The organism is Desulfitobacterium dichloroeliminans LMG P-21439 (assembly GCF_000243135.2).
Lineage (GTDB): Bacteria > Bacillota > Desulfitobacteriia > Desulfitobacteriales > Desulfitobacteriaceae > Desulfitobacterium > Desulfitobacterium dichloroeliminans.
This window is the reverse complement of record NC_019903.1, coordinates 2409417-2423626: the sequence shown is the minus strand read 5'-3', so window position 1 is coordinate 2423626 and position 14210 is coordinate 2409417. Positions and strand designations below refer to the sequence as shown.

Genomic DNA, 14210 nt, shown 5'->3' with positions numbered 1-14210 from the left:
ATGTTGTTTCGAGAAAGAGAAATTGCGGGGGTCGAAGCGCTATTATTTGTTGCCGATCATCCCTTGACTAAGGAGCGTTTAGCGGAAATCCTTCAGTTAAGTATCAAAGAAATAGCAGAAATACTCTATGAGCTTAAGCAACGCTATGCATCACCCTCAAACGGAGTTAATCTTGTTGAGGTGAACGGGGGGTATAAGCTTGGGACCAAACCAGAGATGTCAGCTTTTATCGAGAGCTTATATCTTCAGCCCGCCCAAGGATTGTCGGGTGCTGCGTTAGAGGTGTTAGCCATAATCGCCTATAAACAACCGGTCACCAAAGGTGAAGTGGACTTTATTCGGGGAGTGCAATCTGATCGAGCCTTGGCAACTTTAGTAGAAAAGGGCTTAGTGAAAGAGGTGGGCCGTAAAGAAGGTCCGGGACGTCCCATTCTTTATGGAACCACGGAACAATTTCTGATTCACTTTGGTCTTAAATCGATTGAGGAATTGCCGCAATTGAATTTTGAGAGTATGAGGGAAGTTGCTCTGGCTGAAGGATTAGCAGATGAGTACATAGAGGATTCTATTGAGGATTCTATAGAGGAGCCAGCAGAGGGGCTCGGCGAAGAGAAGACTTTCGAACCATTAGAGGATTGATTTTGCGATAGATATATAGATTTGAGAGGCCGTCACTTATGAACTATTCTGTTGTGATAGCCTCTTTTTTGCGTGTCCGCAAATCGCTACGCGCGTACCGATTTGAGATGCTCCCCTTATAGTGAACGGCACCCCCTAGATGACGTATAAATATACCTTTTCGGGGCATCCTAAGTTTTTAGGAAAATTCTCGGAGGGATTAGCGTGCAGATTTTAGCACTCTTGGTCGCGGCCTTACTCTGGTTAGGTGTAATCCTATGGATACATGCAAAGTTAGACTTTCGATATCGCCGCTACGAAGAAAATGACGATATTGAAGTTGAACTTTCCGCTTGTAGAGGTTTGTGGAAATTCAACATGAGTATCCCAACAGTCCAATTAGCATGGGAAGATGGGCCAATCATTGAAACTACACAGGAAACAGAAGCTCCAACAGGGGAGAAAAGAGTGGGCTTTCAAGCCCTGAAAGTTCGGTATCTGCGGATAGGATTTCTCTACGAACTTTTTCCCGATATCCCCTCTTTAATCATCGAGTTTAAGCGGGTGAAGAAGAAGTTTTATCGTGGTATTCATTGTACCTCTTTTGATTGGGAGATAGAGTATGGTCATGAAAACCCTGCGACAACAGCCATAGTAGCGGGTAGCTTCTGGGGGATGATAGGATATTCTTTGTCTAGGATGTACAACCAAATTACTATGGATACTCAAGAACCTCGAATCATGGTGACGCCTCAATTTAAAAAACCAGGCTTCAGCTGTGATATCCAATGCAGCTTTCATCTGCGCATCGCCCATATTATGCTGGCAGGCTGGGACTTGTCGCGTATTTTCCTTAGAAGAATTTTAAGGTGAATATATGCATATTAATGCCTCAAAATGTCCATATTGTAAATATAAATGAAATGATAAAGGGGTGGATGAATATGGGAAATCATCCCATTGAGGTATTGATGAAGAGTGCTATGGAAAGCATTCAAGCCATGGTAGATGTCAATACGATTATAGGGGATCCTGTTGAATCTCCGGATGGTTCGGTGATTATTCCGGTATCCAGAGTGTGTTGTGGATTTGCGGCAGGAGGTAGCGAATTTGCTCCTCCAGAAGGGGATAGAGATGAGGGGGATAAGAAAGAAAAACCGACAGCATTCCCCTTTGGCGGAGGTAGCGGCGCCGGGGTATCGGTTCAACCGGTTGGCTTCTTGGTTGTGGGACATGGACAAATACGTCTACTGCCTATCGATCACAATGTGGTTATAGACCGCTTGTTCGATGAGATTCCGAATTTGATGGATAAACTATCGGGCATGATAAGGAAAGAGAAGCCAAAAGATCATCTGGACAAGGAAGATATCATCATTCTTGATCATTGAGACAAGCTTCCAAGACGAGTTGGGCATGTCAAATTTCGCACCAGTGCGAAATTTGACATTTCTGCGTAAAAACGCAGTGTCCAAGAAAACGCCTGAAATTTAAATATTTCAGGCGTTTTTTATCAATTATAGAGATAAATGTGTTGAGGTCTAAACCCCCATCTTCTGTCATAAATATTTGACAAGGAGGGGAGGACATGGTTAATGCCATCTGGTTGTTCATGCTTGTTACAGGCATAATCGTGGCCGCCCTTAATGGAAGAATCGAAGTCGTTACGGAGTCGGCCATGGCAGCTGCAGAATTGGGTGTCGAGACGGCTTTCGGACTCATAGGTGTTATGAGTTTATGGCTGGGACTTATGAAGCTAGCCGAAGATGCGGGCTTCATAAAAGCCCTAGCTCGCTTTTTTGGGCCGGCGATTCGTAGGTTATTCCCGACACTTCGCGAGGACAGTCCGGCACTTGGCGCTATTATCATGAATTTAAGTGCTAATGTCTTGGGATTGGGGAATGCGGCAACGCCGTTTGGCCTTAAGGCCATGCAAGAGTTGCAGAAAGAAAACCCCCATCCGGATACAGCCAGCCCAGCCATGATAACATTCCTTGCCTTGAACACCTCTTGTATCACGTTGATTCCGGCGACAATCATAGCAATACGCATGAAAGCCCAGTCCGTTAATCCCACAGAGATTATCGGCCCTACTATTATTGCGACAGGCTGTGCCATGACTCTGGCAATCACAGCCGATTATCTAATACGGCGGAGGTCGAAATCATGAGTTTCATTGCCGAGATCTCCCGTTGGGCAATTCCATGCTTATTGCTGATCATTCCTATAATTGCTTATCTGCGCAAGGTCCCGGTTTATGAATCCTTTGTCACAGGGGCAGAAGAAGGCTTTAGAACGGCAATTCGCATTCTGCCCTTTCTCGTGGGCATGCTTGTGTCCATCCGTATTTTTGTCGATTCTGGAGCACTAGAGATCCTAGCCCAACTGCTGGAACCCGTCTTAATAGTTTTGGGCTTGGATCCAGAGCTGACTGCAATTATCCCCTTGGCAGTAATGCGACCTCTGAGCGGCTCGGGAGCCTTAGGAGTAGCGACCCAATTGATCAATCAATATGGTCCGGACTCCTTCATTGGCCGACTAGCTTCGACACTTCAAGGCAGCACGGATACTACTTTTTTTGTTCTAACTGTATATTTTGGCTCGGTGGGTATTAAGAAATACCGCTATGCCCTTAAGTTGGGCCTCCTAGCTGACTTGACTGGGCTGATTGCTTCCCTTTGGATTGTTCATAAAATGTTTTATTAAGTAATTCCTTGAGCATACTAAGGAGGATAAGGAGGGCCTTGGTATGCTTTTTGTCGTCTTACCCGCTTACAATGAAGAAGCAGCACTTAGAATATTGCTTGATGATATACGTGAGGCTTGTCGGAACATTCCCACCCAGATTATTGTGGTCAATGATGCCAGCACCGACCAAACGCTGCAAATTGCTCAAGCTTACGCTCGCAACTACCCTCAAGTCCGTGTTGTATCCCATCCGGAAAACAAAGGATTGGGTGGTAGCTTAATGACAGGATTTAAGCAGGCCTTCCATTTGCGGAGAAATCTGCCTAAGGAAGGCCTGGTGTGGGAAAAAGACTACTACCACGATATCATCCTTACAATGGATGCCGATAATACTCATCCTGCGGACCGCATCCCCCTCATGGTGGAACAGATTAACCTCGGAGCTGATTTAGTGGTAGCCTCTCGTTATGCGCTCGGTGGCAATCAATATGGTCTTCATCCACTGCGAAAGCTACTCTCTTGGGGTGCAGGACAAGTGATGGGGCGCTTTTTCCCTGTTGAGGGACTTAAGGATTATTCCTGTGGTTACCGAGCTTATCGGGCCTCTATCTTAGAAAATACCTATCTTATTTATGATGAGGAACTGATTGAGAGTCGTAGCTTTGCCGGCATGGTGGAGCTCTTAGTAAAAGTTGTGAACTATTGTCATGATATCAGGGAGATTCCTTTTGATTTGCATTATGAGAAGAAACAAGGCAAGAGCAAAATGAAAGTCTTAGCAACGATTGGGGGATATTTCTCTTTAATCATCCGTCTGAAAAAGGAAACATGGGGTTGGGTGGAATGGGTCAGAGAGTAAAGGGTATTTTGGTTTTCATCCTAGTGGTGGGGGTCATATTGCGTCTCCAGGGAGTAGAGAATCCCTACTTGGACGATCAGGGTTGGCGCCAGGCCGACACTGCGAGTATGGCTTTAAATATGCTGGGACATCTGGGAGATTTTCCTGATGTCCTTTTTCCTACTCTGAATTATGATGGGAGCGGCCCGCAGCCTGTGGAGTTAGAATTTCCTTTTTTGCCCTATCTTCTGGCTTGGACCTGGACAATCTTTGGTTGGTATGATCTCTGGGGGAGACTGTGGGCTATCTCCTTTTCTGTACTTACCATGATTGGAGTCTACCAATTTGGCAAGTTGACCTTCTCCATACGAGCAGGTTTATGGGCAGTTGCCTTTTATGCAGTTATCCCTTTGACGACCTATTATGGAAGGACGGTCATGCCGGAACCTGTGGCTCAGGCTTTCAGTATCTGGGCTTTAATCGCAGTAATCCACTGGCGGAAGGAACCTTCCTTTATTCGTTTGCTGGGGGCTTCATTACTAATGTCCGGGGCTATTTTGGCCAAGCTTCCTCAACTGATGATTTTTCCCGTAGCTTTGTTGCTCGGTTTTTACCCTTTGCAGGGCAGGATAGGAAAAATGTTGACCTATAGTGTCTTATCTTTATTTCTGCCTATGATATACTATAGTTGGGTTCATATGGGGGCGGCGGGGAGCAGTCAATTTGTATCGGGGATTTTCTCCTACCAGATAATGGGTGATCAAAATAATTATGTCCAAGATTTGTTGATGAATCTGAAGAGGGGATTAGGTTTTCCGACTCTTTTGGCCCTGATGGGGATGATCATCATGATTCGTGAGGAAAGCCTAAAGAATGAAGTACATCTTGCCATGATTTTATGGGCAGTGGTTTGCTGTTTTTATCTGGGAGTGATTTGCCTAAAGATTCCCTTGGATTATTATCTTGTTCCGATAGCCTTGCCGATCGCGCTGCTGGCTGGGTTTGCCCTTGATAAAGGAGAGCAAACTCCAACCATTGGGGTTGGAGTGCTAATCCTCAGTCTGCTTTTGACCAGCCAATATACTAATGACAGGCCGAAATATTTGTGGGATGAACAAGTTCTCACTCAAGCGAAATGGATTCGCGAATATACCCAAAAGGAAAGTGTTTTGATTTTAAGCGGATCTCCGCCCATGACCCTTTATTATGCTCAACGTTATGGTTATCGTTTGATCAGTTCTGATGATGTGCAGGCCTGGTTGGATTTACATACTCTGTCTGGGGATTACCTTGTCGTCCTCCCTCATTCTAGGGGGGAGGAGTTCCGGAAGCGGATCGAAGCAAGCTTTCCACAGGTCGGTCCCGGGGTATATAAAATACAAGATAAGATATGAGATTTATTACTGAACTAAGCTGCCTTAAACTCTATCCTATAGGGTTTGGGTGCTTAATTGTTGGGGTAAAGTGCAGTATGGACTCGACTAACTATCTGTGGGCCTCGAATGCCCGCTAAAGGAGGTCTCGTTCGAAGGAGCGGTTGGATTGAAAGATAATCAGAATGAATCAGGTGAACGGTTGCAAAAGGTTTTAGCACAGGCGGGGCTTGCTTCTCGACGGCATGCTGAAGAGATAATCGAGCAGGGAAGGGTTCAAGTGAATGGTGAGGTCATACGGACCTTGGGAACCAAGGTAAGACCGGGTGATCAGATTATAGTGGATGGTAGCCTTCTGAAAATGCCCGAAAAGAAATATGACTATTATCTATTGCACAAACCTACCGGCTATATCACCAGCGTCACAGACCCTCAAGGGAGAAAGACGGTCATGGACCTGATGAAAGGAGTTCCCCAGCGGGTATATCCTGTGGGGCGCCTGGATTACGATACGTCGGGGCTACTTGTCTTAACCAATGATGGGGAACTGGCTCACCGCTTAATGCACCCTTCCTATGGGGTGGAGAAAACCTATCGAGTTGAGGTACATGAGTGGATTCCTACGCAGGTAAGACAACGATTAGAAAAAGGAGTGGAATTGGAAGACGGAAAAACAGCCCCGGCCAAGGTGCAAGAGGTTATTCAAAAGAGCCAAGGCTCTCGGCCTTGCTATGAGATTACCATTCATGAAGGCCGGAATCGTCAAGTTAGACGGATGTTCAAGGCAATCGGTTATCCCTTGACTTCTCTAAAGCGGATTCGCTTTGGTTCTCTTCGACTCGAGGAGAAGATGGCACCGGGAAAATTTCGGCCCTTAACAACTCTAGAAGTCCAGAAGTTACGTCAAGAGGTAGAACTAAAATAGGACCCCGCTAGGGGTCCATTGTGCTTGTGCTAAATATGCTAATAGTGGAATGTTAATGAGGCATATGTAAGGGGTGATCCAGCTCCTTATTCCATTTTTCAATATCTCGCCCGCCAAAGTTCTGGAGGGCGTTGGCTACGGAATTGACTTTTTCTTGATCAGTCGTGATCAGGACCAGAAAATGGCCGGTTCTGACTTCATGCTCGTAATGACGTGCCCGTTCTGAATTTAATCCGTAGCTTAACAAAGCTTCCACTAGGCCTTGCCCATGGGGGCGATGTAGAAGGTCGTTGGCCAAGGGGCCCGCAACCACACATTCCCCAAGGTTTGGGATATCCATGGGAGGAGCTTGAACCAGCCAAGCGTTAAAACGGTCGAAGTTAATCTCTGTGGGGACGAAGGCCAGCTCATTAGCAATCTCTTCGTGAAAATCTCCTTGGTGGAGATAGTTAGCTCGGACAATTACAGAAATATAGCTATTGGCTAAAGACTCGCCTTGGATTTCTTCTATAGCTTCTTTGGTTTGTTGAGGACCTTTAAATATTGCAAGAATCGTTCTAGACATCTTCATCCCCCTTTATGTTTTTGTTAGTATATCCATTACACGAGACTTCATTCAGTGAAAAAGTACACTTTACACCAAGGAGAGAAGGAGAATCTGAAAACATTGCCGAATAAAGAAGCGAGAACTGAACGAGGAGATGGAAAATGAAGATTCGTATTGGGAATGAGGAACTCACCGAACATATTCGTGTTAGAATCCGCTTGGATTTTCGAGGAGAAGGGAAAAGCGGTCGTTTTATATTTGGGGGAAAGAGCAGAGAGGAGATTGCCGAACAGGTTCGCGAGCAAGAAGTAGCCTTATTAAGGAATGTACCTTTGCAGGGAATATTTCTTGAGGATATTGATTTAAGTCTTGATCTATACATTGTCAACGAAACAGATGGACGACGTAAACGCGAGGTTGCTTATGCACCTATCATCTTGACTTTAAGAATAGAGAATCTAGATGATCTGCTACCGCTTGTAGTTAAGCAAGAATTTCGCAAGATTGAGTTTTTAAGTCCAGAGAACTTGCAAATTCACCGGCTCGATGTAGAGCGACTATTCTTTCGAGTGGGTCAGCAGATTCAAGAGGAAATTAAAAAAGCAGAGTTGCGTTTTCAATGATATCAACCCAGCCCAAAGTGCTGGGTTGTATTTTTTGACTTTCATATTCGACATGGTAAGTAATTTTTTCTAAATTTCAATTTTCTATTGCAAATGATGTAAATTTGACTTAAAATTAACTCTGGTTGTGATCATTGTAAAATTTGATCTGACCATTTCTTTGGCCATTTTTGGCCTGACCATACTACCTAGATTCTACGTCAGTACTTCAAAAAGCATAATCAAAGCCTTGATAAATATGCGTTCCTTCGAAATTCAGCTTTCACCCATTGGGTGAAAGAAAAGTGCTCAAAAATATGTTAAATTATCAGCTTTTATGACTCGATATATGGTAAAATAATAGTAAGAAAAGTAGTAAAAAGGGGTTCTAATTATGATTAATAAAATTGATTTCAAAGCTAAGAATCTAACATCAAATGCAGGTCTTTTTCTGCTCCTTGAGAATGCAAAAAGCAATGGGATTTTTGATTTTATTGAAAATGACCTCGTATTTGATAATGACTCAACAAATAAAATCAAGATGAATCATATAAAGACCATGCTCTGCGGTCACTTCATTGGCATTGATAAGTTAGAACGTCTAAAGCTACTTCAAAATGATCCCCTCGTCAACGAGTTTGATATTTCCGTAAAAGAACCTGAAACAGTGTCACGGTTTCTAGGAAACTTCAACTTCAAGACAACCCAAATGTTTAGAGACATTAATTTTAAAGTCTTTAAAAAACTGCTCACTAAAAGTAAATTGACATCCATTACGATTGATATTGATAGTAGTGTAATTAACGTAGAAGGTCATCAAGAAGGTGCGTCAAAAGGATATAATCCTAAGAAACTGGGAAACCGATGCTACAATATCCAATTTGCATTTTGCGACGAATTAAAAGCATATGTTACCGGATTTGTAAGAAGTGGCAATACTTACACTGCAAACGGTGCTGCGGAAATGATCAAAGAAATTGTTGCTAACATCAAATCAGACGATTTAGAAATTTTATTTCGAATGGATAGTGGCTACTTTGATGAAAAAATTATCGAAACGATAGAATCTCTTGGATGCAAATATTTAATTAAAGCCAAAAGTTATTCTACACTCACCTCACAAGCAACGAATTCATCAATTGTATTCGTTAAAGGAGAAGAAGGTAGAGAAACTACAGAACTGTATACAAAATTAGTTAAATGGGAAAAAGACAGAAGATTTGTCGTATCTCGCGTACTGAAACCAGAAAAGAAAGAGCACAATTATCACTTTTAGAAGGTTCCGAATACGACTACTTTTTCTTTGTAACAAATACTACCTTGCTTTCTGAAAAAGTAGTTATATACTATGAAAAGCGTGGTAATGCTGAAAACTATATCAAAGAAGCCAAATACGACATGGCGGTGGGTCATCTCTTGCTAAAGTCATTTTGGGCGAATGAAGCCGTGTTTCAAATGATGATGCTTTCATATAACCTATTTTTGTTGTTCAAGTTTGATTCCTTGGACTCTTCAGAATACAGACAGCAAATAAAGACCTTTCGTTTGAAGTATGTATTTCTTGCAGCAAAAATAATCAAAACCGCAAGATATGTAATCATGAAGTTGTCGGAAAACTATCCGTACAAGGGAGTGTATGAAAAATGTCTGGTATAATAAGAATATCATCAATAAAATTGAGTGTTGCTCTGTGGATAACTTGCAGAGTTTATTAAGTATCATTGCAGCAAAGATGAAATCAATGATTTATCAAAAATGATTGAAAGGTGGTTGTAAATAATGTTACAATGTGTGAGAAGCAGTCTAAATTCTTCGTGAAATAGTGATTTTTGAAGCTAATAAAAAACACACGTGGAATTTAGGTACTACTATAAGGGGGCCGGGACAGAAAATTTAATAAATTTAGAAATTTAAATCAAATTAAAAACGCATTTTTCTGAAAGGTGGAAACACTCATGCCATGGACACAGGATTACGCAGCACTTGGTGGCAGTCTTGGACTGACTGCACTCGCTGTTTCTATTCCGATTGTTTTTTTATTTTGGGCCTTAGCTGTTAAAGGAATGAAAGGGTATCTTGCAGGATTGCTTGCCCTTGCCATAACCATTGTGGATGTTATTATAGTTTATAAAATGCCAGTGACCCTCGCTCTTTCTGCTACAGCATATGGTATGCTCTATGGGCTTTGGCCGATTGCCTGGATCGTTATTACCGCTGTGTACTTATACAATTTAACTGTAGAATCCGGACAATTCGAAGTCATTAAAAGTTCTATCGCTTCCATTTCTAATGACCGTCGTCTTCAAGCTCTGATTGTTGCTTTCTGCTTTGGAGCATTCCTAGAAGGTGCAGCTGGTTTCGGTGCTCCCGTTGCTATCACCGGTGCTCTTCTTATCGGCCTTGGCTTCGATCCCATTAAAGCAGCCGGACTTTGCTTGATTGCTAATACTGCTCCAGTTGCCTTTGGTGCTATCGGAGCTCCGATCATTGCGGCAGGTGCTGTTACCGGCATGGGTGACTTTGTAATTTCCCAAGCCGTTGGCCGTCAACTTCCTTTCATTTCTGTTATTATCCCTCTTTATCTTGTTATTCTAATGGCTGGTTGGAAATCTGCTAAAGAAGTTATGCCTGCCATTCTCGTTACCGGGATATCCTTCGCAGTTGCTCAATGGTGGTCATCTAACACCCTTGGTGCCTATCTACCAGACATCATCTCTTCTTTGTTCTCGCTCGTATGTACTACTGTATTCTTAAGATTCTGGAAACCTAAAAAGGTATGGCGTTTCCCTCATGAGAGAGATAAAGAAGAGCCTGTCGCCAACAAATATACCGGTGGACAAATTGCTAAGGCCTGGTCACCCTTCGTCATTCTTACTGCAATGGTTACTATTTGGGGACTTCCTGGCTTCAAGAGCTTAATTCTTGATCAACTCCATCTAGTGCTTAAGTTCAGCTGGCCTGGCCTCGATGGCATGATTTACAAAGCAGCTCCTATCGTTGCTAAACCTACAGTCTATGACGCCATCTTCAAATGGGACTTCTTATCTGCTGGCGGTACTGCAATTTTGATCGCTGCAATCATCAGTTGTTTCGTTCTAGGAATCAAACCTGGAAAGGCTGTTAAAGTATTCAAAGATACCCTGAAACAGTTGATTTATCCAGTCATCAATATCGCTGCAGTTCTTGGTTTTGCTTATCTAGCTAACTACTCCGGTCTTTCTTATACTTTGGGACTCTTCTTTGCTTCTACCGGAGCAATGTTCCCTGTCCTTTCCCCGGTGTTAGGGTGGTTGGGTGTATTCCTCACTGGTTCTGATACTTCCGCCAATGCCCTGTTTGGTAAGCTGCAACAAGTTACTGCAGAGCAAATTGGAATCAATCCAGTTCTCACTGTTGCGGCTAACAGTTCCGGTGGTGTTGTCGGTAAAATGATCTCTCCACAATCCATCGCCGTGGCTGCTGCTGCTACCGGTTTGGTTGGACGTGAGTCCGAGCTCTTTAAGTTTACGGTTAAGCACTCTTTGGCAATGCTCGTTGCAGTAATTGTGATTATCTGTCTTCAAGCATACGTGGTTCCCGGTATGGTTCCAACCATCGCTGAAGCAGCAGCATTTCTACAATAATTGAATTGTGCATATATAGTGGACAATTTTAATCAAATAGGATATATTTAAATTCAATAGTCTTCGTAAGTAATGGGAAGTAGGTATCTGCTTCCCATCTCTTTCTATGCAATAGAAAGGAGCCTAGCATGAATTTAAAGCCAATAAAAACTAAGAAAATATATGAGGAAATCATTGAGCAGATCCGAGTGCTCGTGATTAAGGGAGAGCTGAAACCCGGAGATCGTTTACCTTCCGAACGGGATTTAGCGGTTCGCTTCAATGTGAGTCGCGCTTCTGTACGAGAAGCACTCAGTGCTCTTGAAATGATGGGACTAGTGGAAATTCGCAGTGGTGAAGGGACGTTTATAAAAGAGGTTAATCTGGACTCGGTCGTAACTCCGTTAGCATGGATTTTGAGTATGGAGAAAGATACATTAATAGAATTGCTCGAAGTGCGGAAAATGCTGGAAGGACAAACTGTAGCCTTAGCTGCGAAGAGGGCAGGATCCCAAGATTTACGTGAGCTTGAAGATGCACTCCAGGCAATGTTGGAAGATATGCAAACGGGCAAGGTGGGTGAAGAAGCGGATATGCGTTTTCACTACGCTATTGCTGGTGCCAGTAAGAACAAAATTCTACTCCGTCTTATGAATGCTATTTCAGACACCATGCACCAATCCTTGAAAGCCAGTAGGGTACGCCTTTATGAAGGAAATGTTTCACCTGAAAGACTATATAAAGAACATGTATTTATTTTAGAGGCTGTTACCAGGCAAAATGAGGAAGATGCCCGTCGCTATATGCTCGAACACTTAGCCGGAGTTGAAGAGCGTTTGTTAAGATATTACTCTAGTAATGATGTATAGATGTCATGGGAACTTCTTAGCTGATCCCTTTGATTAGGCGGTCAGTTTTTATCATTTTATTGTCCAAAATTGAGGGATTTATTTCAACTAACAGAAATATTTCTGTTCAATAGGGAGTTATTCGTGATAAACTGATTAAGAGATGGAGTAGTGTTAGGAGAGTTAAAATTGGACCTTAAACCAATCAAGACGCGCAAGATATACGAAGAAATAGTCGAACAGATTAGAGACTTGGTCTCTCGGGGAGATCTCAAACCGGGTGATCGATTGCCCTCGGAACGAGATTTAGTTGAGCGTTTACAAGTCAGCCGTGCTTCCATCCGTGAGGCGCTTAGTGCTTTAGAGCTAATGGGGTTGCTCGAGGTACGTAGCGGTGAAGGGACGTTCGTTCGTAAGCTACGCTCTGAATCGGTAGTTGCACCCTTGGCTTGGATGCTTACAATGGAAAAGGTGACAGTCATAGAATTATTGGAGATTCGCAAGATTCTCGAGGTTCAAGCGGTGGGGATTGCCGCCGAGCGTGCGGAAGAAAAAGATATCAATGACCTATCGGCTGCATTAGATGATTTGCGTGCAGATTTGAGTTCGCCGACTTCAGATGGTTCAGCAGATCATCGCTTTCATTATGCGATTACACGAGCAACGAAGAATAATATCATGATTCGACTAATGGATACAATCTCCGATCTTATGAAGTATGTGCTCAAGACAAGTCGCTCCAAGTTATATGAAGGAAAGTATACACCTGCACTGCTTTTTCAAGAACACAAGAAAATCTATGATGCCATTGTGGATAAGGATGCCCAAGGAGCAAAGGACTTAATGCTTGCTCATCTCAGTGGCGTCGAGCAAGAAATTTTAAAAGGATTCGATGAACACAATAATCCAATCATTGAGTAACACCATGGCCAATCTGCTGGAGAATTCCAGTTATCGGCAAGTCAAAAAAGGAAGGACAGGGCATCGATGCTCTGTCCTTCCTTTTTTTCATGAAAAAGTTTATACTAAATAATAAAGCTTATAATTATTGATCGAACTAAGGTTTAGCGCTATCTATGATTAGTGTCATATTGAATATTATGCAACTCAAAGAGGTGTAAGCTATGTTAAACACATGTCAAATGGTGTATCACCATAAAAACTGCTTAAATACAAAAAGACCCTATGCAAAGCCTTGCCGCTTGTGTATTGATGCCTGCCCTCATCAAGCCATATCCGAGTATCGGGAAATCGATAGCAAAAGATGTACTGAATGTGGAGCCTGTATGGCTGTCTGTCCCAGTGATGGCATTGTGGATCGATATACTGACCTTTTCCATCAATACATCGAAGGAACCCAGGGAGATATTATTTTAAATTGTCCGCAAGCTGCGTCCTTAGGGTTTGAGATATCTTGTTTAGGGGCTATTGATCATGATTTGTGGCTAACCTTATTGCATCTTGCGAAAGAAAGAAAGATTACAATTCATACGGGTAAATGTGTCGAATGTCCGGATAAGAAGGCCTGTGCCTTAAGTGTTAAAATATTTAAAGAGATTCACGAAGATTGGCCAGATCACCCACAGGTAATGATCAAAGTCAGCCATGACCAGCCGGTTGAAGACGCAACTGCATCGGGGAAGGTAAGTCAAGCATCCCTTCCTAAAACACAATCGGTAGAGAAAAAAGGCTGGAGAGAAAAAGGCTGGGAGAAGCTTGAAGATATTTTACCCGGTTTAACAGCCGATGAAGCATACCTCATCCCCAGAACTCGTGAATTGTTGGTTAGGCAGATGGCAGCCTGTTCACAGGACAAGATTCCTCTGCCGGCTTTACAAGTGAGGGACGGTTGTACGAGCTGTGGAGTCTGTGTAGCTATCTGCCCTCAAGCTGCCCTAACGAAAAAAGAAGATGGGGATGAGCTTTCTCTAATCTACGAGCCATATAAATGTGTGCGCTGTCAACGCTGCGTCAACATTTGTAACCCTAAGGCTTTGGGTTTTGCTAAAAAGCAATTATCTCATCGTCACTTCACGGGGAAAATACTTCTCCATAAAGGTAGCCCTAAACATTGTGTTCGTTGTGGGAAGCAGGTGTTTGATAACGCTGAACCGCCCTTGTGCATTGCTTGTGCTTCCTCTAAAAGTGATAGTATTTTTTCTACTTGAA

The 14210-nt window shown here is 43.0% G+C and carries 15 protein-coding genes and 1 pseudogene; 15 read left to right on the top strand and 1 reads right to left on the bottom strand.

The window, feature by feature from the left end; translation table 11 throughout:
- The 8 genes from scpB (at position 1) to DESDI_RS11400 (ending at position 6442) form a co-directional block, all read left to right on the top strand.
- Positions 1–639 carry an SMC-Scp complex subunit ScpB gene (gene scpB, locus DESDI_RS11435; RefSeq protein WP_015262768.1) on the top strand — a complete coding sequence of 213 codons (639 nt, stop codon included), beginning with the start codon at positions 1–3 and terminating at the stop codon, positions 637–639.
- Between the two features lie 204 nt (positions 640–843).
- Entirely contained in the window at positions 844–1491 is a 648-nt protein-coding gene (locus tag DESDI_RS11430) for a DUF2953 domain-containing protein (protein ID WP_015262767.1), read from the top strand.
- 71 nt (positions 1492–1562) lie between these two features.
- Positions 1563–2009 carry a GerW family sporulation protein gene (gene ytfJ, locus DESDI_RS11425; RefSeq protein WP_015262766.1) on the top strand — a complete coding sequence of 149 codons (447 nt, stop codon included), beginning with the start codon at positions 1563–1565 and terminating at the stop codon, positions 2007–2009.
- Between the two features lie 197 nt (positions 2010–2206).
- Complete coding sequence (locus DESDI_RS11420; RefSeq protein WP_015262765.1) at positions 2207–2788, top strand: nucleoside recognition domain-containing protein; 582 nt, start codon at positions 2207–2209, stop codon at positions 2786–2788.
- Positions 2785–3324 (top strand): spore maturation protein, encoded by a 540-nt coding sequence (locus DESDI_RS11415; RefSeq protein ID WP_015262764.1) that lies wholly within the window; start codon positions 2785–2787, stop codon positions 3322–3324. The genes DESDI_RS11420 and DESDI_RS11415 overlap by 4 nt, the downstream gene beginning before the upstream one ends.
- A 43-nt stretch (positions 3325–3367) precedes the next feature.
- On the top strand, positions 3368–4165 hold the full coding sequence (locus tag DESDI_RS11410) for a glycosyltransferase (RefSeq protein ID WP_015262763.1): 798 nt from the start codon (positions 3368–3370) through the stop codon (positions 4163–4165).
- On the top strand, positions 4135–5538 hold the full coding sequence (locus tag DESDI_RS11405; protein ID WP_041219433.1) for an ArnT family glycosyltransferase: 1404 nt from the start codon (positions 4135–4137) through the stop codon (positions 5536–5538). Before DESDI_RS11410 ends, DESDI_RS11405 begins: the two co-directional genes overlap by 31 nt.
- A 148-nt stretch (positions 5539–5686) precedes the next feature.
- Positions 5687–6442, top strand: coding sequence for a pseudouridine synthase (locus tag DESDI_RS11400; protein WP_015262761.1), 756 nt, complete (start codon positions 5687–5689; stop codon positions 6440–6442).
- 52 nt (positions 6443–6494) lie between these two features.
- Here the strand turns inward: DESDI_RS11400 and DESDI_RS11395 are convergent, their stop codons facing one another.
- Complete coding sequence (locus DESDI_RS11395; RefSeq protein ID WP_015262760.1) at positions 6495–7007, bottom strand: hypothetical protein; 513 nt, start codon at positions 7005–7007, stop codon at positions 6495–6497.
- Between the two features lie 143 nt (positions 7008–7150).
- Between DESDI_RS11395 and DESDI_RS11390 the strand changes: the two genes are divergently transcribed.
- From DESDI_RS11390 to DESDI_RS11365, 7 genes and pseudogenes are all read left to right on the top strand, one after another.
- Positions 7151–7612: a hypothetical protein gene (locus tag DESDI_RS11390; protein ID WP_015262759.1), complete on the top strand. Its 462-nt coding sequence runs from the start codon at positions 7151–7153 to the stop codon at positions 7610–7612.
- A 127-nt stretch (positions 7613–7739) separates the two neighbouring features.
- The gene (locus DESDI_RS18105; protein WP_172635900.1) at positions 7740–7889 is read left to right on the top strand and encodes a hypothetical protein; all 150 of its coding nucleotides are present in this window, start codon (positions 7740–7742) and stop codon (positions 7887–7889) included.
- Positions 7890–7985: 96 nt separating this feature from the next.
- Positions 7986–9247, top strand: a pseudogene (locus DESDI_RS11385) (IS1380-like element ISEcp1 family transposase).
- A gap of 299 nt (positions 9248–9546) precedes the next feature.
- Positions 9547–11214, top strand: coding sequence for an L-lactate permease (locus DESDI_RS11380; RefSeq protein ID WP_015262758.1), 1668 nt, complete (start codon positions 9547–9549; stop codon positions 11212–11214).
- A gap of 128 nt (positions 11215–11342) precedes the next feature.
- A complete protein-coding gene (locus tag DESDI_RS11375; protein ID WP_015262757.1) occupies positions 11343–12062 on the top strand; it encodes a FadR/GntR family transcriptional regulator in 720 nt (239 codons plus the stop codon).
- A 168-nt stretch (positions 12063–12230) separates the two neighbouring features.
- Positions 12231–12962 (top strand): FadR/GntR family transcriptional regulator, encoded by a 732-nt coding sequence (locus tag DESDI_RS11370; protein ID WP_015262756.1) that lies wholly within the window; start codon positions 12231–12233, stop codon positions 12960–12962.
- A gap of 203 nt (positions 12963–13165) precedes the next feature.
- Positions 13166–14209, top strand: coding sequence for a 4Fe-4S dicluster domain-containing protein (locus DESDI_RS11365; RefSeq protein WP_015262755.1), 1044 nt, complete (start codon positions 13166–13168; stop codon positions 14207–14209).
- The last annotated feature ends 1 nt before the right edge of the window (position 14210 follow it).